Annotated in this window: 24 protein-coding genes and 1 pseudogene; 8 read left to right on the plus strand and 17 right to left on the minus strand. The window is 70.2% G+C overall.

Features of this window, described 5'->3' with window-relative positions:
• Positions 1 to 17: 17 nt before the first annotated feature.
• The 7 genes from ABZS66_RS29590 to ABZS66_RS29620 are packed head-to-tail and all read right to left on the minus strand — an operon-like array spanning position 18 to position 4,797.
• Positions 18 to 836 carry an SAM-dependent methyltransferase gene (locus ABZS66_RS29590; protein WP_354763281.1) on the minus strand — a complete coding sequence of 273 codons (819 nt, stop codon included), beginning with the start codon at positions 834 to 836 and terminating at the stop codon, positions 18 to 20.
• A gap of 46 nt (positions 837 to 882) precedes the next feature.
• A complete protein-coding gene (locus ABZS66_RS29595; protein ID WP_354763283.1) occupies positions 883 to 1,680 on the minus strand; it encodes an ABC transporter permease in 798 nt (265 codons plus the stop codon).
• Positions 1,640 to 2,431 carry an ATP-binding cassette domain-containing protein gene (locus tag ABZS66_RS29600; protein WP_354763285.1) on the minus strand — a complete coding sequence of 264 codons (792 nt, stop codon included), beginning with the start codon at positions 2,429 to 2,431 and terminating at the stop codon, positions 1,640 to 1,642. The genes ABZS66_RS29595 and ABZS66_RS29600 overlap by 41 nt, the downstream gene beginning before the upstream one ends.
• Complete coding sequence (locus tag ABZS66_RS29605; RefSeq protein ID WP_354763287.1) at positions 2,428 to 2,877, minus strand: MarR family transcriptional regulator; 450 nt, start codon at positions 2,875 to 2,877, stop codon at positions 2,428 to 2,430. The genes ABZS66_RS29600 and ABZS66_RS29605 overlap by 4 nt, the downstream gene beginning before the upstream one ends.
• Before the next feature lie 28 nt (positions 2,878 to 2,905).
• Positions 2,906 to 3,829, minus strand: coding sequence for a hypothetical protein (locus ABZS66_RS29610; RefSeq protein WP_354763289.1), 924 nt, complete (start codon positions 3,827 to 3,829; stop codon positions 2,906 to 2,908).
• 15 nt (positions 3,830 to 3,844) lie between these two features.
• Entirely contained in the window at positions 3,845 to 4,474 is a 630-nt protein-coding gene (locus ABZS66_RS29615) for a YgjV family protein (RefSeq protein WP_354763291.1), read from the minus strand.
• Entirely contained in the window at positions 4,471 to 4,797 is a 327-nt protein-coding gene (locus ABZS66_RS29620) for a MazG nucleotide pyrophosphohydrolase domain-containing protein (RefSeq protein ID WP_354763293.1), read from the minus strand. Before ABZS66_RS29620 ends, ABZS66_RS29615 begins: the two co-directional genes overlap by 4 nt.
• Before the next feature lie 92 nt (positions 4,798 to 4,889).
• Here ABZS66_RS29620 and ABZS66_RS29625 point away from each other — a divergent pair, with 92 nt between their 5' ends.
• The 3 genes from ABZS66_RS29625 (at position 4,890) to ABZS66_RS29635 (ending at position 7,295) form a co-directional block, all read left to right on the plus strand.
• The gene (locus ABZS66_RS29625) at positions 4,890 to 5,438 is read left to right on the plus strand and encodes a DUF4291 domain-containing protein (protein ID WP_354763322.1); all 549 of its coding nucleotides are present in this window, start codon (positions 4,890 to 4,892) and stop codon (positions 5,436 to 5,438) included.
• Complete coding sequence (locus ABZS66_RS29630) at positions 5,435 to 6,115, plus strand: M23 family metallopeptidase (protein WP_354763295.1); 681 nt, start codon at positions 5,435 to 5,437, stop codon at positions 6,113 to 6,115. Before ABZS66_RS29625 ends, ABZS66_RS29630 begins: the two co-directional genes overlap by 4 nt.
• Before the next feature lie 85 nt (positions 6,116 to 6,200).
• On the plus strand, positions 6,201 to 7,295 hold the full coding sequence (locus ABZS66_RS29635; RefSeq protein WP_354763297.1) for a ricin-type beta-trefoil lectin domain protein: 1,095 nt from the start codon (positions 6,201 to 6,203) through the stop codon (positions 7,293 to 7,295).
• Positions 7,296 to 7,306: 11 nt separating this feature from the next.
• Here ABZS66_RS29635 and ABZS66_RS29640 read toward each other — a convergent pair whose 3' ends face one another.
• Both ABZS66_RS29640 and ABZS66_RS29645 read right to left on the minus strand, forming a co-directional pair.
• Positions 7,307 to 8,071, minus strand: coding sequence for a class I SAM-dependent methyltransferase (locus ABZS66_RS29640; RefSeq protein ID WP_354763299.1), 765 nt, complete (start codon positions 8,069 to 8,071; stop codon positions 7,307 to 7,309).
• Between the two features lie 9 nt (positions 8,072 to 8,080).
• Positions 8,081 to 8,725 carry a copper homeostasis protein CutC gene (locus ABZS66_RS29645; RefSeq protein ID WP_354763301.1) on the minus strand — a complete coding sequence of 215 codons (645 nt, stop codon included), beginning with the start codon at positions 8,723 to 8,725 and terminating at the stop codon, positions 8,081 to 8,083.
• A 70-nt stretch (positions 8,726 to 8,795) separates the two neighbouring features.
• Between ABZS66_RS29645 and ABZS66_RS29650 the strand changes: the two genes are divergently transcribed.
• Positions 8,796 to 9,773, plus strand: a complete 978-nt coding sequence (locus ABZS66_RS29650; protein ID WP_354763303.1) for a fatty acid desaturase — start codon at positions 8,796 to 8,798, stop codon at positions 9,771 to 9,773.
• On the opposite strand, the pseudogene ABZS66_RS29655 reads toward ABZS66_RS29650, so the two are convergent.
• Positions 9,772 to 10,128: pseudogene (locus tag ABZS66_RS29655) on the minus strand (DUF3291 domain-containing protein); the annotation flags it as partial. The gene ABZS66_RS29650 and the pseudogene ABZS66_RS29655 overlap by 2 nt on opposite strands.
• Positions 10,129 to 10,151: 23 nt before the next feature.
• On the opposite strand from ABZS66_RS29655, the gene ABZS66_RS29660 reads away from it, so the two are divergent.
• Both ABZS66_RS29660 and ABZS66_RS29665 read left to right on the plus strand, forming a co-directional pair.
• A complete protein-coding gene (locus ABZS66_RS29660) occupies positions 10,152 to 10,664 on the plus strand; it encodes a hypothetical protein (protein WP_354763304.1) in 513 nt (170 codons plus the stop codon).
• 684 nt (positions 10,665 to 11,348) lie between these two features.
• Complete coding sequence (locus tag ABZS66_RS29665) at positions 11,349 to 11,987, plus strand: alpha/beta hydrolase-fold protein (protein ID WP_354763306.1); 639 nt, start codon at positions 11,349 to 11,351, stop codon at positions 11,985 to 11,987.
• Positions 11,988 to 12,216: 229 nt separating this feature from the next.
• Here the strand turns inward: ABZS66_RS29665 and ABZS66_RS29670 are convergent, their stop codons facing one another.
• Complete coding sequence (locus ABZS66_RS29670) at positions 12,217 to 12,897, minus strand: hypothetical protein (RefSeq protein WP_354763308.1); 681 nt, start codon at positions 12,895 to 12,897, stop codon at positions 12,217 to 12,219.
• Positions 12,898 to 13,153: 256 nt separating this feature from the next.
• Here ABZS66_RS29670 and ABZS66_RS29675 point away from each other — a divergent pair, with 256 nt between their 5' ends.
• Positions 13,154 to 13,642 carry a DUF4259 domain-containing protein gene (locus ABZS66_RS29675; protein WP_354763324.1) on the plus strand — a complete coding sequence of 163 codons (489 nt, stop codon included), beginning with the start codon at positions 13,154 to 13,156 and terminating at the stop codon, positions 13,640 to 13,642.
• Between the two features lie 38 nt (positions 13,643 to 13,680).
• On the opposite strand, the gene ABZS66_RS29680 is transcribed toward ABZS66_RS29675, so the two are convergent.
• The 6 genes from ABZS66_RS29680 to ABZS66_RS29705 all read right to left on the minus strand — a co-directional run bounded on the left by ABZS66_RS29680 (position 13,681) and on the right by ABZS66_RS29705 (position 19,525).
• A complete protein-coding gene (locus ABZS66_RS29680; RefSeq protein WP_354763310.1) occupies positions 13,681 to 14,124 on the minus strand; it encodes a hypothetical protein in 444 nt (147 codons plus the stop codon).
• Between the two features lie 99 nt (positions 14,125 to 14,223).
• Entirely contained in the window at positions 14,224 to 14,508 is a 285-nt protein-coding gene (locus ABZS66_RS29685) for a site-specific integrase (RefSeq protein WP_354763326.1), read from the minus strand.
• Between the two features lie 257 nt (positions 14,509 to 14,765).
• Positions 14,766 to 15,239 (minus strand): hypothetical protein, encoded by a 474-nt coding sequence (locus ABZS66_RS29690; protein WP_354763312.1) that lies wholly within the window; start codon positions 15,237 to 15,239, stop codon positions 14,766 to 14,768.
• A gap of 743 nt (positions 15,240 to 15,982) precedes the next feature.
• A complete protein-coding gene (locus ABZS66_RS29695) occupies positions 15,983 to 16,621 on the minus strand; it encodes a M23 family metallopeptidase (protein ID WP_354763314.1) in 639 nt (212 codons plus the stop codon).
• A 262-nt stretch (positions 16,622 to 16,883) separates the two neighbouring features.
• Positions 16,884 to 18,581: an insulinase family protein gene (locus ABZS66_RS29700; protein ID WP_354763316.1), complete on the minus strand. Its 1,698-nt coding sequence runs from the start codon at positions 18,579 to 18,581 to the stop codon at positions 16,884 to 16,886.
• On the minus strand, positions 18,578 to 19,525 hold the full coding sequence (locus ABZS66_RS29705; protein ID WP_354763318.1) for a hypothetical protein: 948 nt from the start codon (positions 19,523 to 19,525) through the stop codon (positions 18,578 to 18,580). Before ABZS66_RS29705 ends, ABZS66_RS29700 begins: the two co-directional genes overlap by 4 nt.
• Before the next feature lie 492 nt (positions 19,526 to 20,017).
• Here ABZS66_RS29705 and ABZS66_RS29710 point away from each other — a divergent pair, with 492 nt between their 5' ends.
• The gene (locus ABZS66_RS29710) at positions 20,018 to 20,548 is read left to right on the plus strand and encodes a hypothetical protein (RefSeq protein ID WP_354763320.1); all 531 of its coding nucleotides are present in this window, start codon (positions 20,018 to 20,020) and stop codon (positions 20,546 to 20,548) included.
• Positions 20,549 to 20,727: the final 179 nt, after the last annotated feature.

Below are 20,727 nucleotides of genomic sequence, written 5' to 3' on the forward strand. Positions count from 1 at the left end.
GCCGAGTCGGGGCGGGGCTAGGGCTTGCGGGCGACCACGCCGTACATCGCGACGTCCTGCAGCGGCGGGCGGTCGGCCTCCGGGACGGGGTTGTGCCACTCCAGGACCGGGGCGATGCCCGGCTCGACCAGCTCCAAGCCGTCGAAGAAGCGGGCCAGCTCCTCCTTCGACCGCGGCTGCGCGTCGACCTTGAGCCGGCCGGCGCGGATCTCGGCCTCGGCGTGGGCGCGGGCGGCCGGGTCGTGGAGGTCGGCGGTGCCGTGGGACATCACCAGGTAGCTGCCCGAGGGCAGGGCGTCCACCATGGTCCGCACGATCTCGTACGGCTTGTCGTGGTCGAACAGGAAGTGCACGATCGCGATCAGCATGAGGGCGACCGGCTGGTCCAGGTCGAGTGTGCGCAGCAGGTCCGGGTGCTCGACGATGCCGGCGGGGGCGCGCAGGTCGGCGTCGATGTACGCGGTGGCGCCCTGGGGTGTGCTGGTCAGCAGCGCGCGGGCGTGGGTGAGCACGATCGGGTCGTTGTCGACGTAGACGATCCGCGACTCGGGGGCGATCGCCTGGGCGACCTCGTGCGTGTTGTCGGCGGTCGGGATGCCGGTGCCGACGTCGAGGAACTGGCGGACGCCCTGCTCCTCGGCCAGGAACCGCACCGCGCGGCGCAGGAACTGCCGGTTCTCCAGGGCCGTCGTGCGGATCGCCGGGTAGAAGGCGGCGATCGCGTCACCGGACTCACGATCGGCGGCGAAGTTGTCCTTGCCGCCGAGCCAGTAGTTGTACCGCCGGGCGGGGTGGGCGGTGGTCGTGTCGATCCGGTCGAGGTCGCCGTGGCTCACGGGTACACCTTATACAACCGCCGATGGATACCGGCTCGATGGATTTTCAGCGGGTCAGCCGGCCGAGCATGGCGGAGGCGGCGAAGACCGCGCATGCGGTCGCGCCGACGAGCACGCCGAGGTCGAGCCAGAGCCTCATATGGGTACCGATGAGCAGCCCGCGCAGCGCCTCGACCTCGTAGCTGAGCGGGTTGACGCGGTTGAGCACCTGCAGCCAGCCGGGCATGACCGAGACGGGATAGAGCGCGTTCGACGCGAAGAACAGCGGCATCATGATGGCCTGACCGATACCCATCATGCGGTCGCGCTTGAGCACCAGGCCGGCCAGGGTGATGGACAGGCAGCAGAAGAACGCCGAGCCGAGGACGAGCACGACGGCGGTACCGAGCAGCCGCAGCGGGTTGGCGGTGAAGGCGACGCCGAGCAGCGCTGCCAGTACCACCACCACCAGAGCCTGCACCAGCGCCCTGACGCCGGCCGCAAAGGCCTTCCCGGTCACCAGCGCGGCCCGGGGCGTCGGGGTGACCATGAGCTTGGCCAGGACGCCGGCGTCGCGCTCCCAGATGATGTGGATGCCGTAGAAGATCGACACGAACAGCGCCGACTGCGCGAGGATGCCCGGCGCGAGGAAGTCGAGATAGGGGATGCCGCCGGTCGGGATGGCCCGCAGGTGGGTGAACGTCTGACCGAAGATGATCAGCCAGAGCGCGGGCTGCACGGCGCGGGTGATGACCTCGGTGCGGTCCCGGCGCAGCTTCTGCAGCTCGACGAGGCACATGGCCACGACCCGCGTCCACAGGGTCCTACCCCAGACGGCGCGCGGTGCGACGAGTGGCACGGACATCGCTGAACCCTCCTGCGTCGAGATCGTCGCCGGTGTACGCACGGAAGACGTCGTCGAGGCTCTCCCCCGCCGCCTCCGCGATGAGCTCGGCCGGCGTGCCGAGCGCCCGGATGCGGCCGCGGTGCATGAGGGCGACGCGGTCGCAGTGCTCCTCGGCCTCCTCCATGTAGTGGGTGGTGACCAGCACGGTCATCCCGGTCTGCGCGCGGACCTCGGCGATCCGCTCCCACACCCCGGCGCGGGCGACCGGGTCGAGCCCGATCGTGGGCTCGTCGAGCACGAGCAGCCGCGGGGCGCTGACCAGCGCCTGGGCCAGCTCCAGCCGCCGGACCATGCCGCCGGAGTACGTCCCGGCGACCCGGTCGGCGGCCTCGGTGAGCCCCATCGCCTCGATGACCTGCTCGGTCCGGGCCTTGCGCTCGCGGCGCGGTACGTCGAACAGCCGCGCGAAGAGCGCGACGTTCTCCCGCCCGCTGAGCCCGGCGTCGGCCGAGAGGGCCTGCGGCACGTACCCGATGAGCCGCCGCACCGCCATCTTCTTCCTCGCCACGTCGAGCCCGAACACCGCCACCCGGCCCTCCTGGGGCGGCAGCAGGGTCGTCAGCACGCGGATGGTGGTCGTCTTGCCGGCGCCGTTCGGTCCGAGCAGCCCGAAGATCTCCGCCGGCCGCACGTCGAGCGAGCTGCCGTCGACGGCGGTGTTCTCCTTGAACCGGTGGCGCAGCCCGTCGATCCGCACGGCACTGTTCACTGCGCGTCTCCTTCCAGTGCGGCCGCCAGGTGGTCCAGCGCCGGCAGGGCACCGGCCAGCGCCTCCCGCTCGTGCTCCGGCAGCTCGGCCAGGGCCCTGGCGATCAGCGCGCTGCGCGCCGCCCGCCAGCTCTGCAGCCGCTGCTCGGCGGCCGGCGTGAGGAACAGCCGGGCGGTGCGCCCGTCGTCGGGATCGCGCTCGCGGCTGAGCAGGCCGTCGCGGGTGAGCTGGTTGACGAGCGTGCTCACCGAGTTGCCGGCCAGGTGGAGCGCCTGCGCGGCCGCCCCGACGCCGACCCCCGGGACCGCCTCGACATGCCTGAGCAACTCCACCTGGCTGCCTGTGAGCGGCGCCCGCACGAACTCGACCCGCAGCCGCCGCCGCCAGACCCGCCGCACGGCGTTCAGCCGCTCGGCCAGCCCGTCGGCCAGCTCCTGGTGATCCACGCCTCCACTATATACCTCGTTAGCAGAGCTAACTAGATGCGCGCAGCATCCTCCCGATCGTGGCGCGGACCTCGGGGTCCTCTTCCACGGCCAGGTGCTCACCGAGCACCCGGTGAAGGTGCTTGCCGATCCGTCTGCCCGACATCGAGTCGGTGGTCATCAGGATCGCGGCGAGGGACCGGACGCGCGGCACGGGATCGGCGAGCGCCGCCGGCAACAGGTCGCGGCCGTGGTCGCCCTGGGCGGCCAGCGCGCGCACGATCGTCTCCCGCACCGACGGTTGCGGCTCGCTGACCAGCGCCTCCGCCAAAACACCGGGCAGCCCCGCGCTCGGCGTCGGGTACGTGATGAAGGTGTACGCGGCCGCCCGCCGCCGCGTCACCAGCGGGTCGCCGCGCAGCGTGGTCACCAGCTCGGCCTCGTCGCCGGCCATCTGGTCGGCGAACCAGGTCAGGTCGCGGTAACCGGCCAGGACGAAGTCCAGCCAGCGCTCGTACCACGCGAGGAAGTCCGCATCGGCATGGAAATGCGGCGCGAAGTTGCCGTCGGCGTTGACCTCGACCAGCCGGCCGCGGCCGGGTCCGGTGACAACGAGCAGGGTGTGGTCGCTGCAGCCGCGGTATACGACCGCGATCGCGCCGGGGAAGCGCTGCGCGGCCGACGGTGCGGGGAGGTCGACGTCGGGCGGGAACGGGAACGGGTCGGCCAGACCGGCACCGCCGGCTGTGGGCCGGCCCCGCCACCGGTCGATCGGCAACAGGCCGTAGGTCGGGCCGTAGCCGCCGTGGCCGATCGAGGTGCAGAACCGGCGGAACTCCTCGGGCAGTCGGATGCCGTGCGGGTCCTCGAAGGCCGACAGCTGCTGCTCGGTGAGTGCCGGGCCGAGGGTGGCCTGCTCCGTCGCAGGCAGGGTGGCGAGCTTGGTCTGGATCCGGGTGATCCGGTCGTCCATGGACGCTTCTTGTCGTCAGTCTGGGCTCGGGAGGTCCAGGCGGTAGGAGTCGCCGTGTTTCTCGAAGCCGAGCCGGCCGTAGTACGGGGCGAGCATACCCGGTGGGGTCAGGACCTGGCGGTAGCCGCGGGCCGTCAGCTGCCCCGAGCGGCGGAACACGAACTCGCCCGGGGACAGGTCGCGGTAGCGCGGGGTCACGTAGTCCAGGTCGACCTGGGCTATGTGCTCCTGACCGTCCGGCAGCGGGCGCAGCAGCAGGACGCCGACCACCTCGTCGCCGTACAGCGTCACGAAGGCCTGGCTGTCCGGGGAGTACGTGAAGTCGGGGTTGAAGCGGGCGATGTCCGCCCAATGGACGCGCAGCACGTGGGCCAGGAAGGCGTCGTCCGCCGCCACCTCGACCACGGCGTAGGTGTTCTCGTCGTGGCGGGTGCGCAGCATGCGGTACAGGTGCCAGGCGTTGATGACCGTGAGCACCACGTTGAGGCCGACCATCGGCCACACGTGGACGAGGGAGTTGTAGGCGACCAGCACCACGGAGCCGGCCAGGTTCAGCCGGCGTAACCGCAGCTGCCGGGTCTGCAGCAGCGACCACACGAGCAGTGCGGAGCCGGCCCAGCCGAGCGCTTCCAGCCAGTACGTCACGATCGCCAGCCACGCGTGAACACGACGTCGAGCTTGGCGCCGACCGCGGCCGGCAGGTCGATGCCCAGCGTGTGGGCCGTCACGAACGCGGTGATGACGACGTCGGCCAGCTCGGCCTCGACGTCCTCGAACGAGCCGGAGCGGCGGGCCATGCCGTAGTGGCGGCGCACGGCGCCGACGAACTCGCCCACCTCCTCGGCGAGGGCGAGCGTCTGGCGCAGGTGCGGGGCCTCGGTGAAGCCGTTGGCGGTGAGGTGGCCGGCGATGTCGGCGGCACGGCCGGGCAGGTCGCCGAGGTCGAAGTCTTCCACAATGAACAGCATGGACGACTTCCTCCGCGATCTCGCCCCCGGAGCCAGGCAGTGTCAATGTTGACGAAAATCAACGCGACTGTACGAGCGAGCGTGCATTGAACATCCGTCAGATCCGTGCCTGGCACACCGCGGACACGGTCCGTGTCTACCAGGCCTACTCCCCGTCGATCGCGATCCCGGCGCTGGAGGCCGGCCGGTTCGTCCCCCCGTTCAAGCGCGACCGCATGACCTGGGTCAAGCCGTCGTTCCTCTGGATGATGTACCGCAGCGGCTGGGCCACGAAGCCCGGCCAGGAGGTGGTGCTGGCCGTCGAGCTGACCCGCGCGGGGTTCGACTGGGCCGTCGCAGCGGCCTGCCCGAGCTCGTACAAACCCGGCGAGTTCGCCAGCCGGCAGGAGTGGGCCGAGCGGCTGCGCGCCTCGCCGGTCCGGGTCCAGTGGGATCCCGAGCGCGACCTGCACCTCCAGCCGCTGCCGTACCGCTCGCTCCAGCTCGGCCTGAGCGGCGCGGCCGTCCACCGGTACGTCGACGAGTGGACGGTGTCGATCACCGACGTCACCGGCACGGCCCACCGGATCCACGACCTGCTGCGGGCCGGCGAGCGGGACGCGGCCGCGGCGCTGCTGCCGGACGAGCCCGGGTACGGATGAGTGGCCGGGAGGTCTACCGCCTGACGATGATCGGCGTGATCGCCGCCTGCGTCCTCGTGTCGTACCTGGTGATCAAGCAGCGGCTCGGCGACGACGACCCGCCCGGGCCCGGCCCGCGACCGGCCTTCCAGCTGCCGTTCCCGTGCGGCGAGGCGTGGCGGCTCACGACGTACCCGGGCCACGACGACTACGACATCGACTTCTTCTACGTCGGCGGCCCGAGCGCCGGCCGTTCGGTCGTCGCCTCGGCCGACGGCACGGTCGAGTGGGCGGGCTGGAACGGCACCCTCGCCGACGGTTCGGCCGCCCAGCCGGGCACCGTCGGCACCCGCGGCGGCCTGGGCTTCGGCGTGATCCTGTCGCACGGCGGCGGCTGGTTCACGTCGTACGGGCACCTGAACACCTGGCCGGCCGTGAAGACCGGCGACGCCGTCAAGCGCGGCCAGCTGCTCGGCCGGGTCGGCCGGACCGGCTCGACCCAGGTCGACCACCTGCACTACGAGCAGCACGACGACTCCCGCGACCCGGAGCGCACCCGCGGCGTGCAGGACAAGGTCGAGTCGGTCTTCGACGGCGTGGCGTCGGGCATCACCAGCGACGGCAGCGCGAGCACCGGCCCGCTGCGGGTCGCCGGTCCGGTCTCGCCGGACCAGCAGCGGACGAGCCGGAACTGCTGAGCATCTATTGACAGATATCTGTCAGGTAGGTTTCCTTTCTATTTGACCCCCCAGGTCAAGACCCCTGCCCCCAAGGAGCCCGCCTGTGACCAGGTACCGAGTACCCCTCGTGGCGTTCTTCGCCGTGGTCGCCGCCGTCGCGGCGACCGCCTACGTCATCGTCTCCGGATCCGGCGTCGCGCTGGCCGCCGCCCCCACCGCCGGCCAACTGCTCGCCAAGACGCAGACGTGCAGTCAGGTGTCCAACGGCAAGTACGCCACCGACGACGGCGGCGCCGCCACGGTCGCCGTCTGCAAGAGCGGCTCGGCGTTCTTCTGGACCGCCGACATGGACATCGACTGCGACGGCATCACCACCTCGCACTGCAACGCGAGCACCGACCCGTGGTACCAGGCCCAGACGTCGTTCACGACGTCGACCGGCGCCTATTTCACCTCGGAGGTCACGCGGTACTACGTGGTGCCCCTGCCGAGCTCCCGGTTCAACTACCAGAGCCAGGGCATCCGGCCCGGCGCCGTCGCCGCCGTGGTCTACAACAACAAGGTCGCCTACGCCGTCTTCGCCGACGAGGGGCCGGACAACATCATCGGCGAGGGCTCGTACGCCTTGGCCGTCGCGCTCGGCATCGACCCGAACCCGGCCACCGGCGGCACGGCCGGCCCGGTGACGTTCATCGTGTTCCCGTCGACGGTGCCCAGCCCGGTCGAGAACAACGCCACCATCGACACCGTGGGGTCCAACGCGGCGAACGCCTGGCTCGGGTCGACGACCACGCCGCCGACGACCGGCGGGCCGACCGGCGGCGCCGGCCAGATCGTCGGCTACGGCGGCAAGTGCGTCGACGTCGCCGGGGCCAGCAGCGCCAACGGCGCGGCGGTCCAGCTGTACGACTGCAACGGCACGACCGCCCAGCAGTGGACCCGCGGCACCGACGGCACGCTGCGCGCGCTCGGCAAGTGCATGGACGTGGCCGCGGCCGGCACCGCCAACGGCACGAAAGTCCAGCTGTACGACTGCAACGGGACCAACGCCCAGAAGTGGACCCGCACCGGCCAGACGCTGGTCAACGTCGGCTCGGGCAAGTGCCTGGACGCAACCGGCCCGAGCTCGGCGAACGGCACGCGGCTGCAGATCTGGTCGTGCTCCGGCGGCGCGAACCAGAACTGGACCCTGCCCTAGTCAGGCCCTGATCAGCGCGTCGCGCTGACCACGACGTAGCCCTTGGGGTCCTCGACGGTGGAGGCCGAGGCGAACAGGGCCGCCGCCCGCTCCGTGATCGAGTCCACGATGGACGGCCGGAGCGGGTGGTCGTCGGGGATCCCGTAGCCGCTGAGCATCGACACGGCGTACGCCACCATCGGCTCCGGGCCGGGGAACACCAGCGCGTTGTCGTGCCGCTCGACCTCGACGATGCCGAAGACCGAGGCCACCAGCCCCGGCAGGTTGCTCGCGTCGACCGGGATCCGGAACACCGCCGGGTCGAGCCCGTGGTCGGCGACGGCGCCGGACGCCAGGCCGGCCAGCACCGGCGCCGGGCGCGGGATGTTGACGACCGCGGCGAACCGGCCGCCCGGGCGCAGCACGCGGTGCGCCTCGCGGATCGCCGCCAGCGGCTCGCTCACGTGGTACAGCATGTGCCGCGCGGTGACCGCGTCGAACGACCCGTCGGGGAACGGCAGCGCCATCGCGTCGGCCTCGTGGGCCTCGACACCCGGCACGCCGGCCAGCGCCGCCACCGCCGCCGGTGAGGTGTCCACGCCGGCGAGCCGCCCCGCGGCGGGCAGGAGGGACCGCAGGAACTCGCCCGTACCGCAGCCGACGTCGAGCAGGTCCAGGCCCGTGTGGTAGCCGAGCGCCGAGCGCACCGCGGGGTCCGGGTGGTCGTCGTGGCGGCTGTAGCGACGATGGGTGTCGATGCGGACCTGCAGCGGGTCGAGGGTGCGGTACTCCAGCATCCGCCGAGGCTACTCCGTCAGGAGTGTGCGCACATGCCGTACAACTGCCGCATCTATTGCACCGCCGACCCGGACCGCAGTGCTGGTGTGGAACGCGGTGACGCCTGCCGCCCGCAGCGGTCCGATGTGCTCAGTGCGCAGGCCGCCGCCCGCCAGCAGGCGCGGATCCCCGGCCTCCCGGACCAGCGTGGCGAGTCCGTCGGTGATCCCGTCCGGCGACCCCGCGGTGAGCACCGCGTCCAGGCCGGGCAGCCCGTCGAGCGCCCGCCACGCGGCGGCCCGGTCGGCGGCGTGGTCGATCGCCCGGTGGAAGGTCCAGGGCGCCCCGTCGAGCTCGCCGAGCACGACGTCGAGCGCCCGCCGGTCGACCTCGCCCCGGTCGCCGAGGAAGCCGAGCACGAACGCCTCGGCGCCGGCCGCGCGCAGGTCCCGGACCATCCGCCGCAGCTCGGCCGGGCCGGGCGCGGCGAATCCGGGGTCGCGGCGGAGCATGACCCGCGCGGGGATGCCGATCTCCGCCCGGACCGCGGCCACGGTGGCCGGGCTCGGGCTCAACCCGCCGACCTCCATCGCGCTGACCAGCTCGACCCGATCGGCGCCGCCCGACGCGGCGGCCCGCGCGTCAGCCGCCGACAACACGATGATCTCCAGCACGGGGTGGACCTTAGCGAACCTTCAAGCCGCCTTCACCTGCGCGTTCCCTTTCCGGGGCTACCGTGCGGTCATGGTTGGCCGTCAGTCCGCGCTCTCAGTGGCACTGGTGGGTGCCGCGTCCGCGAGCCTCGTCCTGCAACTCCTGGTGCTGCCGCTCGTGCTGCTGCCGATCGACATCCGCTGGGGCTGGCTGCTCCTCCCGCTCGCGCTGACCACGATCCCGCTGTGGTCGCTCATCCACGAGTCCATCCACGGCACGCTGCTGCGCGACCGCGGCTGGAACGACCGGCTCGGGCGGCTGCTCGCGACCGGCTACGGCGGCCCGTTCACGCTGCTGAAGGCCGGTCATCTGCTGCATCACCGGTACAGCCGCACCCCGCGCGAGCGGACCGAGATCTACGACCCGGCGGTGACGACCTGGCTGACCGCCGCCCGCTCGTACTACCCGCGCCTGCTCGGTGGCCTGTACCTCGTGGAGCTGCTGTCGATCGTGCTCGTGCTGCTGCCGGCGGCCGGCTGGCGCCGGCTGGTGCACCGCACCGACAGCCTCGACTCGGTCACCGGCCTGCTGTTCGAGCGGGTGTCCCGGCGCGAGCACCTGCGCCGGTTCCGCCTGGAGTCGGTCGCGATCGTCGTGACGTACACCGGCTCGGCCCTGGCCTACGGCCCGCACCTGTGGCTGCTCGGCATCGCCGTCGGCGCCCGCGCGCTGCTGGTGTCCCTGGCCGACAACGCCTACCACTACCGCACCCGGCTGGAGCGTCCCCTGGACGCGATGAACCTGCGCCTGCCGCGCGGCATGGAGCTGTTCGTCCTGGCGTTCAACCTGCACCAGGTGCACCACCGCCACCCCGGCCTGCGCTGGCACGAGCTGCGCGAGGCGTTCGTCGCGGACCGCGACGAGTTCCACCTGGGCTGGTTCACGGCCGTGGCGCGCCAGCTCCAGGGCCCGGTGCCGGCGACGGCGGAGGAGGTGCGTCCGCTGCCTGCCGCAGACCGAACGCCGACGGCGACGGCCCCCGCTGCCGCAGCACCGCCAGCCGCCTGAGCCCGTCGCCGATCGCCGGCTCCTGCCCCACCGGCACCCACCACAGCGCCGTCGAGGGCTGCTCCACCGGCAGGAACCAGTCGCCGCGCCGCCTGATGAACGAGGCGTGGCGGGTGCGGTACACGAACTCGCGCATCGGCTCGTACCCGGTCCACACCGAGAGGTTGACGACCAGCCCTTCGTGCGTGACCGGCTCACCGTCGCCGAACTGCCAGACGAACCCGCGGCTGTTGGCGGCCAGCTGCCCGATGCGCGCCATCGCCGACACGAACCCCGACATCACCGGCTCGTCGAGCCCCGCCCTGGGCCGCGCCACGTTGATCTGCGCGAGGTGATGCTCCACCACGTCGACCATCGGTGGAGCGTACCGTTGGCGCCGTGGAGTGGGAGGCGCTCCCGGCGGACCTGCGCGAGCGGCTCGACGGGGAGCTACGGCAGTCTCGGGTCCTGCCGGCGGTCCAGTTACTGCTGGCCGCGGGCAGCTACGCGCGCACGGAAGCACACGACCTGATCATCGAGCGTTTCCATGAGTTGTACCCCCCGCGCCCGCCGGCGGTCCCGACCCTCCTACGCTCGGCCCGCTCCCTGCGCGACCCGATAGCCGCGATCGAGGCCCGGTGGGACGCCGACGGCCGAGGCTGGCACGTGGCACTGGTGGCGATCGTGGAGCGCCCCGGCCCGTCGCATGAGCGCTACTCGGAGTCCCGCCTGGGAACGTTCCGCCACGGCGGCGACCTACGCTTGTTCGGCGGTCTGGTCCCGGCCTGGCCGGAGTCGGCGGAGGCCACGATGGCGGGCCAGGCGGTGGCCCGCCAGCTGGACGTCCCGTTCCACTTCACCCACCCGTCGTCCCCGGACACAGACCTCCCCCGCTGGTGGGACACCCACTGACCGACAAGATCTCGCCGGCGACGTGAGGCGAACCCGCACAAGCAGGACGAGCTGACGACGGCCAGATCAGGGCACGCTACGGGAGTGACCCAGCCTCAATCACGCAGCAGCGTCGTGGTCCGCAATGACGTCGTGAACGTGCGTCGGGCATCCCGCTGTCCGCGGCGGCCGAGCCTGACCCGCCGGTCGTGTTCCGTTCAGCACGGGAGCGGGTCTGGCATCCGTTCCTGGACCGGGCCCCGGTGTCGTGCGTAGAGATGTGCTGTCGGAGTGGATGCTGTCTGGTCAGGTCGTCGGCGCTGATCGCGAAATGGACGACGAGGCCGTCGGGTTGCTCGAACGGCAGTTCCGACGCCTGCCGCTGCCCGACTACCCGCTGTGGGACTGCCCGGATGGCCCGCCGATGCGCTGGTTCGAAGGACTCCATCCGGCATTGGACGCCGGTCACCGATCGTGTCAGCTTCGGACCTCCAGCGCACTCGGTCGGCGGCAGATCCGGATGTGTGGCACGGCCCCAGTGCCGCAAGCTTCCGATTGCCGCTGCATGGGTTCAGATGCAGAGCTAGGTAGGCCGCACCGGCGCGATCCTGCCAAAGTGTTCGGTGTGCCAGCAGCTACCCCCATTGCCCTGTAAGGGAGCCCACGCCGATGTCGTCCACAGCAGGCGAGTTCATTACCGAGACATTGGAGTACGACGGTGGGCGGCAGGTCACGGCTTACGTCCCGGCGGCTTCGGCCGAGGCGGTCGTCTTCGCTGGCGACGGACAATTGATCACGTCGTGGGGAAAGGTTCTGGAGGCTGCCGATCTGCCACCCACGATGATCATCGGCGCGCATCGCGTCGAGGACGAGACGCTGCGGCTGCAGGAGTACTCACCGGGCCGCAGCACGGCCGCGTTCACCTTCGACCCGCAACGGTTCGCGGCCCACGAGAAGTTCTTCGTCGAGGACGTCCGGCAATGGGCGGCGACCCGCCTGGCCGTTAGGCTGCCAGCCAGCCGAACCGCAGCGTTCGGTGTCTCGGCCGGCGGGGAACTCGCGCTGGCCATGGGGATCCGGCATCCCGACATCTACGGCGCGGTCTTCTGCGCCTCGCCCGGGGCAGGGTACCGGCCGCCCGCCGCGCTGCCCGTCCGGCTTCCGCGTACCTACCTCGTCGGCGGCACCGAGGAACCGTTCTTCCTCACCAACGCGACTCGGTGGGCGGGCGCGTTACGCGAGGCCGGTGCCGACGTTGTCATGACCGAACGGGCCGGCTCGCACGGCGACGCCCTCTGGAAAGACGAGTTTCCGCTGATGGTGGCGTGGGCGTTCGGACACTGAAGCTACGCGACACTCTCATCGGCAATGTCCGGACACCCGCGTCGGCGAGGGCTGGCTACGACCAGTGACGAGGGCGTCAAGGATCGACGCGCACGCACGGAGGCAGAAGTGCGCACCCGACCTTGCGCCTGGACCGCGGCCATGAACGCGTGCATCTGGAGTGCGAGCGACACTCGAGCGGTGTAGCGAGGCATCCGCGGCTGGGCGCCCTCGGTCAGTACTGACGACCTCAGTCGGCAAGGTCCCGCGTGATACGGGGTGCCTCGAAGTCACGATTGTCGATGACGATGTCCGCTCGTTCGGCAGGGCGGATCTCGGCCAGGTAAAGCTCCTCGCCGGGAATGTAGTAGGTGCGATATCGCTCAGCGGCGGCCTCCGCCGAGTCCATCCACGCCTGGTCGCGGACCGTGCCGCGGTACAGCACATCCGCTACTTCGATGTGGAGGTAGACGCACAGGTCCCAGTGCCGTGACAGGGCCGGCTTCTGCAGGAAGCCGCCGTCCGCGACGAGGATCGCGTCGTCCGAGGTCACGTGGACGCCGGAGTCGATGGGCGTACGACCGCTGAAATCCATGATTTGGGTGCGGTAGTGGCGGTTGCCGCCGGGACCGAGCGGCACCAGCAGCTCATCGCGGATGGCGTCGACGTCGAACATCTCGAAGTAGTAGTTTTCCGGCGAGCCGGGCGGATATTGCGTACGCAGGTCGACATGCCGTTTGAAGTGGTCGACCGTGACTCGGAGCACGGGCCGCTTCGTCTTCCCACGCAGGGTGGTGGCCAGTTCGTCGGCCAGGGTCGTCTTGCCGGCCGCGGAGTGACCGTCGATCCCCACGCGTGTCGGGTGATCCAGTCGCAGCGGGAGGATCCGGTGAGCCAACCCGTCGAGTACCTGCTGCCGTGCCGTGGTCATCGACGGTTTGTTGTCAGAGGTTGGATCGGCACCGGCACAGAATGCCGCGTCAACGGGTAGGCCGCAACGACCCCGAGTGAGCGCCGCGCTCCGCGACGCTAGATCACATGCGCTCTCATCGGCCGGAGTCGGATGCTCGAACCAGGCACAGCCGTTACCGACGGTGACCGGCACGGCGGCGGAAACCGCGCTCGGACAGCGGCATGTGCGCGCACGTGATCGAGGCGATCCGGGCCATCAGTAGGTCTGCATTGTGATGTATGGCAGGGCTGAGGACGGGCTCGGCCATCGAGTTGGCGATGATCTGGGTGTGGGAACTTGGGATGTGGGTCCGTTGGACAATGACACCGCCGCCGACTGGTGCCGCGAGTTGCATGATGCCCCGGCGGGCGAACGGGTGGCGATGGTTCGCAAGGCGTTGACCATCGTGGTCGGCCACGATGCCGACACGTACCTGGACGACGACTTCGCGGTCGAGGCGGTCGCAGCGGCGGCGGTCATCGCCGCGCAGCTGCCCGGCGGCCTGCGTCTCGACTCCCCGTACGCGCCGGACTTCATCCGCGCCGGCGGTATCGTCGACGTGCCGGACGGCCTGCCGTCGTTGGCGTTGCGGGCGCTGGACCGTATTGACGGCCCCAAGTCGGGGCTGCCGGGCCTCTGGGAGGACGGCTACCCGGCGGTACTCGAGCGACGCCGACCGATCCGCGCCGCCCTTGAACGAGCGGCCGGTTCATCGCCTGGCTGAAGTTCGCGATGGCTGTGTTCACTGGCTCGCTGCTGGTGTCAGCGGAGTCGTGCGTTGTGGGAATGCACGAACGGGGCTACGACCGGGTCGTTGAGCAGTAGGAAGTCCACCATCTCCCAGAACTCCGGCAGCAACGGGCTGTTCAGCGCCGCTGGCCGATCCAGTTTGGTGCCGAACAGCGCAGCGTCTTCGAACACGCCGCCACCGGTGGTCAACGAACACATCGGCTGGTCATGGCCCTCAACGGCTCCCCATCGGCAGCCGAAGGTGACGTGGTCGCCGGGGTCGCCCGTGCCCCAGGTACCGATGATGATGTCGAAATACACCTCGCCGCCGGCGGCATGGTGATAGCAACTCGCGTAGAACACCGCGCGGGTGACACCGTTGCTGTCCAGCTGCGCCCAGGTCCGGTCGACGGTGGACTCGCAGCACTGGCAGGGAAATTGGCGTACCCGCCGGTCGCCGCTGAACATGAGCGCCATGATCGGACATGATCACAGGTCAGGCGCTCCGCCGCTACCCATGCCAGCGCGGCCGCACGTCGGCGCACGCACTGTCATCGGCAAAGTCGTGAGCCGCGCTCACGTGCCCGAGGCCATGTACGCCGCGAGGATGTAAGTCGGGTGCCGGTCAAGGTTGTTGCCGGCCCGGTCATAACGCATCGTCGTGCGTGGGTCGGCGTGGCGGGCGGCGATCTGGACGTCGCGGAGGCTGACGCCGGCGTCGAGCATCGTTGTGACGAACGTATGGCGCAGCATGTGCGGGTGCATTCGCGGCATCCGGACGCCTGCGGTGGCGGCGAGGTGCTTGAGGCGGCGGGTCGCGGCGTGCCGGTCCATGCGGGTGCCGACGGTGCTGCGCAGGATCGGCCCTTCGGTGCGGCCGTCGGCAGCGCGTTCGACGCCGTACCTCTACCAACCCTACGACCAAAGCCATCGCCATCTGGCAGCCCCTCGTGCCCGATCGTCCGCGCTCACGCTCCCATTCACCGGGCAGGCCACAAACAAACAGAACCTGAGTGGCAGGAATGCCTCCCACCCACCTGACCGGCGGCCGCCGGTCGTCCATCATCGACCGCCGAACACGGCAGCGGCGGGAAGCGGGCCGACCGCTCCACGGCGCTCTACCCCTCAGCTTGGGGCTGGACAAGCGTACCCGACACGTGGATGAAGACGGAGACCGCGAGCTGCTGCTGGCCAGCAGCGTCGGCCACCGGCAGGCCGACCTGCTCATCCCGTCCGGCCATGCCCGTGCAGCGTTCCACGATCTCGCCGATCTGATACATCACCCGGACGATCGCCTTGGCCTCGGCCCCCGAATACCGGTACGGGACCGTCACGCCGGCCTCGTCCGCGTACAGGCTCACCTGAATGCCGGTGGGCTCGTGGTCGAGCTCGAAGTAACCCTCATGCCGACGAACGTTGACGTCGCCCAGGACGCTCCGCGACTCCTCGACGATGCGCTCCCAAGCCGCGCAGTCCGGCGCCTCCAGCGCTTCGGCGTCGTCATCGTCGCCCCAGCCCTCGTCGTCCTCGACATCCTCAGCGTCGGACGGTGAGGCCGAGTCCTTCAGCAAGAACGTGAGGTCATAGCTCATATGTTGGCACGCTACCGGGGCCGCACGCCGGACCAACGCGCACCCGTCGGCCGGCGGGACGACACCGACTGACGGGCACGCGCGGCATCAGTATCTGATGTGTACCTCGATGCCGGCATTGAGCAGCCTTTTGATGACCCAGGCAACCGCACCGATCTTGCCGGCGAGCGGCCCCGCAGGAAGATCCACTGAACGGAACTCAGCCGAACGGCGTCGAGCAGTGCCTTGTCATTCTTGGTCTCCTGCCTGACCCGCGACCGGTTCTCCGCGTTTCCGACCCTGACCTCGGTTCCACGCAGCCCGCCGGTGTGGAGGAACGGCGTACGGAGATAAGGTTCGCTGGCTCGAGCTACAAAACCTCGATGGCAAACGACACCTGACGAGCCATTGAAGATTTATCACGGTATTCACGCCAGAGCCGAGTTCGAGCATCAGTGGTCGCCGAGTTTCAGCACCAGCAGAATCTTGCCGATCTCGATGTTCGTGAGTTTGGGCACCACTCACGGTGGGGACGGGATGCGCCTGCCGCCCGGCCAGTGCGCCACTTACCCACGGTGACGGTGACGGAGGCGGACCGCGCCTTGTCCGCGGCAGATGTGCGCGGGGTTCTCCTCGGTCAGCGGGGGTCTGCCGGGTGTGTGTTCGTTATGGTGTGGGAGCGTTGCGGCGTTGCTGCTGGCCCACGATGAGTGCCTGTTGAGCACGTATAGCAAGGTCGTCCTCGGTGATGGACGGATCGCGGGTCATGGGCAGTTGTTGCTCTTGACGGTGATGGTGTACTCACGGTCGTCGGTGGTGATCCCGGACGGCCCACCATTGAAGTAGGTCTCGACCTTCATCAGGCCGCGGCGCTGCTCGTAGTGCAGGTGCGGCGCACCGGAGTCGCCGGTGCTGCCGACCTTGCCGAGCTGCTGCCCCTGCGTCACCCGCTGACCGGACTGCACCATCGGCGGTTCGAGCAGATGCAGGTACTGGGTCGACCAGCGCCCGCCGTGATCGATCTTCACCCAGTAGCCGCCCCCGCTGCCCCGGGCGCCCTTCGGATTGTCCGGGGTACGCCCACCCAGCGACCCGCTCACGCCCGCCGCGACGACCTTACCGGCGAAGGACGCGAGCACCGGCTGCCCCCACGCCGGCCCCTTCATCGGGAAGAAATCAACGTCATAGTCCCCATGGCCGGGATACGTTCCGAGCTGCCACGTCTCCCCGCATTTCACCGGCAGCTGGAACAGCGGCCGTGGCCCGGCCGGCCACAGCACCCAGACGGCGCCTCCCGCCACCACGAGCACGAGTACCAGCGCCGCCCCACCGACCACGAGCGCGATCCTGCGCCGCCACCCACGTCGCCCACGGCTCTGCACGATCGTCACCATCCCGATCATGACACCCTCACGCAACGAGCTGGGCCACAGCCCGTACCGTGCCCGCCCCCGGACTCATGCCGGACCCGCCCTACTGCTCAGACCCGCGACAGCAGACATGTACGGGCAGCGGCATGACAGCGCGCAGCCGATCAGGCCGTCTACGGTCCAGCGCCCCACCGCGGCGCGACCCAGCCACCGGATCGCGGCATGACCGAGCAGCGGATCAGGGAAGGTTGCCGCCCCAGAGGTGATTCGCGCGTAGGGCCGTTTTTTGCTGGTACTACCAGTGGCCGCGAGCCCGGCGGCGCCACAGCTGGAAGGCGAACAATGCCGCTGCTGTCCAGCCGAGCAGACTCACGTGCAGCGCGATCGCCAGGACCACTGACACGGTGCTGGTCAGCAGCAGGGTGGTGGCTAGCACGACGTTGCGGATGCCGCCGCGAAACATAGCGTATCGGTCCAGTCGCATGCGCACGGAAAGTGCCATGGCGCTCGCCCGTGTGCGGAGGCCGTTGGCCCAGGCCCTTCGTGGGATTCGCTCCGGGTCGCGGGGCGGAAGGTCTACGTGGGCGGACCCAGGCACCGCGGCGTCGATGCGGGACTGGGCGTCGTCCGGCAGTGAGTACAGCGTGGGCTCGACCGACACGGCCACGCCGTCGGCACCGAGTAGGTGGCGGGCGCCGTCCGGGAAGCGCAGCAGGGCCACGCACTCGTCGAACAGTACCGTGCTCGGGCTGTGAGGGCGGACCACGCTCACGCCGTCGGTTGCGAGGACCAGCACCGTGTCCGGTTCGGTGCGGGACCGGTGGCGGGTGCCGGTGACCGCGAATCGCGAGCCCGTCGGGGCCGGCTCGAAGCCCGGAGGCGGGCCGAAACCGAAGCGCGGGGTCATCAGCAGGGCCGAGCGCTTCACGTCCGACGCCACCACGCGGACATCCGCCGCGGTCAAGGTGCGGAAGCCCTCGCGCAGTTCCTCGGTGGTACTGCTGACGAAGCCGCACAGAAGATCCGTTGCGCGGCGGGAGAGGAGGTCGGCCTCGACGTCGGGGCGATCCAGTGCCGCCAGCTCGCGGGTGCGGACCAGTTCGAGCTCATCAGCAGCGACGTCGCCGGTCGCGAGGTGGTGGATCTGGGCCAGGAAGCCGTCGAGGACTTCGTTCAGGCGATCGGGGCGCCCGTCGGCTATGGCGGTCAGGCGGGCCTGTTGGCGGCCGTCCGTGGTGTACGCGGCGGTCGCGACATAGGACAGGCCGCGCTCGTGGCGCAGTTCGCGGAACAGCCCGCGCTCCAGCAGACGGGTGTACGCGGTGGCGGCTGGGACACGCGGTACCGGCGACTCCAGCACGATCGCGGGCGCGTTCTGGGCGAACCAGGCGGGGGTCATCGGCAGCGCCGACGACTCGGGTGGCAGGGTCCGGCGTTCGCCGTCGGGCAGGTCGAGGTGCAGGCCGGGCGGGATACCGTCGCCGGCGATCCACAGAGCCGCGTTCGCTCGGGTGAAGCGGGTCTGGACCCATTCGGCGACGTCGGCGGCGGTGAGGCTGTGGGTGCCCCACTCCGGCAGGCCGGCCAGGCCGTAGTCGCGGGCGCCGTAGCGGTACACCGCCAGGGCCACGCCGATGGATTCAGGCCTGTGTTCGGCCTCGGTGCGCAGGATCTGCCGCTCCACGTCGAGACGGTCCAGCGGCAGCTTGCGCAGGCCGGTGCACACCGCGTGCAGGAAGGCGGTCACCGCTTCGGGGCTGCCCTGGGTGACGAACTGGGTTGTCGTCAGGCCGGTCATGCCGTTGGTGTCGTGGTCGAGGCCGCCCTGGTTGTACAGCGCGAGGTGCTCGACGAGGTGCGTGACGCCGATGGTCGCCGCGGTCTCGTCGGCCCGCCCGACCCGGAACATCAGCCCGGCGCGCATCGGGCCGCCGCCCGGCGCGAGCAGCACCGGTACACCGTCGACCTCGGTCCGCCGCGGGAACTCGTTCATCGGGCGTCTCTTCGCGCCAGCCGCACGAGTTCCTTCCATTTCGTCGAGATCTGATCCCAGCCGTATGGATCGGCGAAGCTGCCCAGCGCCTGCAGGTGCGGCCGCGACGCGGCAATGTGCCCGCCCAGGTGGAACGCGGCTGCGAACGCCGAGTGCGCGGTCACCCAACCGTGCCCGGGCACGAAATCCGGGTGCAGTACCGTCTGTGCCGCTGCGGCCTCGATCTTCTTGCGTACGTCGGCGCGCGCAAGGTACTGCCGAATGTCCCGCACGTAGTACTCGTTGAGTGCCTGCTCCATCTGCGCCTGCGCCGCGATCGCCCCGCCGAGCGAGCCGGGCTTGCCCTCGCGCAGGCACTCCGCGGCGAAAGCGTGCACCTGCGCGAACGAGCCGCCCCACTTCGGGCAGAGGTTCTGCACGAGTTGGACCTGCGCGCGGTACGGCGTGTCACAGTGCTCAGCCGCCCGCTCGTAGCGCCGCCGCGCCTCGTCCTGGCCCAGCGACAGCGCCCGGGCGGTGGTGATCCGCTCGGTCCATGCCGCCGAGTCCGCCGGATCGATCGCGACGGCGTCGGCGAGCACACGCTCGGCCCGCGTGAGGTAGTCGATGAACACCCGCCGCTGAGCCGGTGAGACGTCCTTAGCCCAAGCCCTGGTGCGTGCCTTCCAGCCCAGAACGACGAACCGCGCCCCGAGCAGCGTCCGGGCCAGCGCCGAGTCGCGCTGCGTGTCGACGGCCTTTTGCAGGAAGCGCTCGCTGCCCCGCGTGTTCGCGACGAGCAAGACCGCAGTCGAGCGATCGGCGCGCGGCGGAAAACCGTTGAAGTACGCCTCGACGCCGCCCCAGTCACGGGCCCGCACCAAGCGGCGTAGCACGGCCAGATCTGGGTACCAGGCGACAACATCCGTTTGCACCGGCCGCCATTGCAACAGACGCAAGATCACGCGCGCGATCGTACGGCGGCGACCGTCTCCGTGTCGCCCGGTAATCCGGCAATCCCGCGGCTGGCCAGTGGAATTTTCAGGTGCGCCAGGACCGCCGGCACGCGCCGGTTGGTGTCTCCAGTCTGCGCCCCCGCTTGCGCTTGCGGCTGGCCGGGCCAGGCCGGCCGTCTCGGCCAGGTAAGCGCGCACCGGCAGGGCGGAAAACTCCGGGCCAGCGCCTGCAGCGCTCCGGTGTCGCCGCGTCGGCGGCCTGGTTATCACGCAACCATCACGGTCGACCGACTCCGGCGGCGGGTGTGGTGCAGGGCGTACCCTTCTGCTTGCCCGTCCTGGCATCCAGGGTGAGCATCATCCAGGCTGACGGAAGTCACCTGAACGAGCGACGAGCCCGACCGACGCCGAGCGGATCGCGGCAGATGTGCGCACCTGGCGTCGTTCACGGGGCTGTCTGAGCACTGTGACTAACTGTGACTACGGGTATGGTCGCGGATCATGAGCACCGATGGCGATGCTGCGCTCGCCCGCCTGCTGCACAGCCTGGTGAGGGATCTGCTTGGTTGGCTGAGTGAACATCCAGACGATCGGGTCGACGCGAAGGCGGTGGTCTCGATCCGGCGAAGCATCGACTGGGTGATCGAGCGGCTTCCAGCCGAGCAGCGCCACCGGCTCGCAACAGGTGACCCGGACCCGGCGTCGCTGGAGACCGTCACCGGTCTCCTCGTCGACCTCGTGTGGTGGCTCGACACCTGCGATGACGACGAGGTCGACCCGGACGTGGCGGTCAAACTCCTGGAGAGTGGCCTCGCGGACGTTGATGCGCTGTCGGACGGGCAACGCCAGCGGTTGCTCGAGGTGCTCGACCAGTTGGCAAAATCGGAACAGCACGACGGCCGGCGATACAAGTTGCGTTGCTTCCCCTTCGAGATGGGACTTGTCGACGATGAACCCGACGACGAGGAGCCACCCGTCCACGAGTGGGTCCCGCCCGAAGCCCGGGCCACAGGGTCGGCTCCGGCCGGATGAGATGAACAAGCCCGCACACCGAGAGACGGATGCCGCCGCCGAACCTGGCCGGACCAGGCACATTCGAGGCATCCACACATCGGCAGAGTCGGACGCCTTGCGGGTCGCTATATGCGCTTGCAGCGTGATGAGCAAGCTGCGAAACTCAGTCCGAACTTCCCTTCTTCCGGCCGTCCGGC

This window comes from Dactylosporangium sp. NPDC005572 (genome assembly GCF_040605515.1).
In the GTDB taxonomy this organism is placed as follows: Bacteria; Actinomycetota; Actinomycetes; order Mycobacteriales; family Micromonosporaceae; genus Dactylosporangium.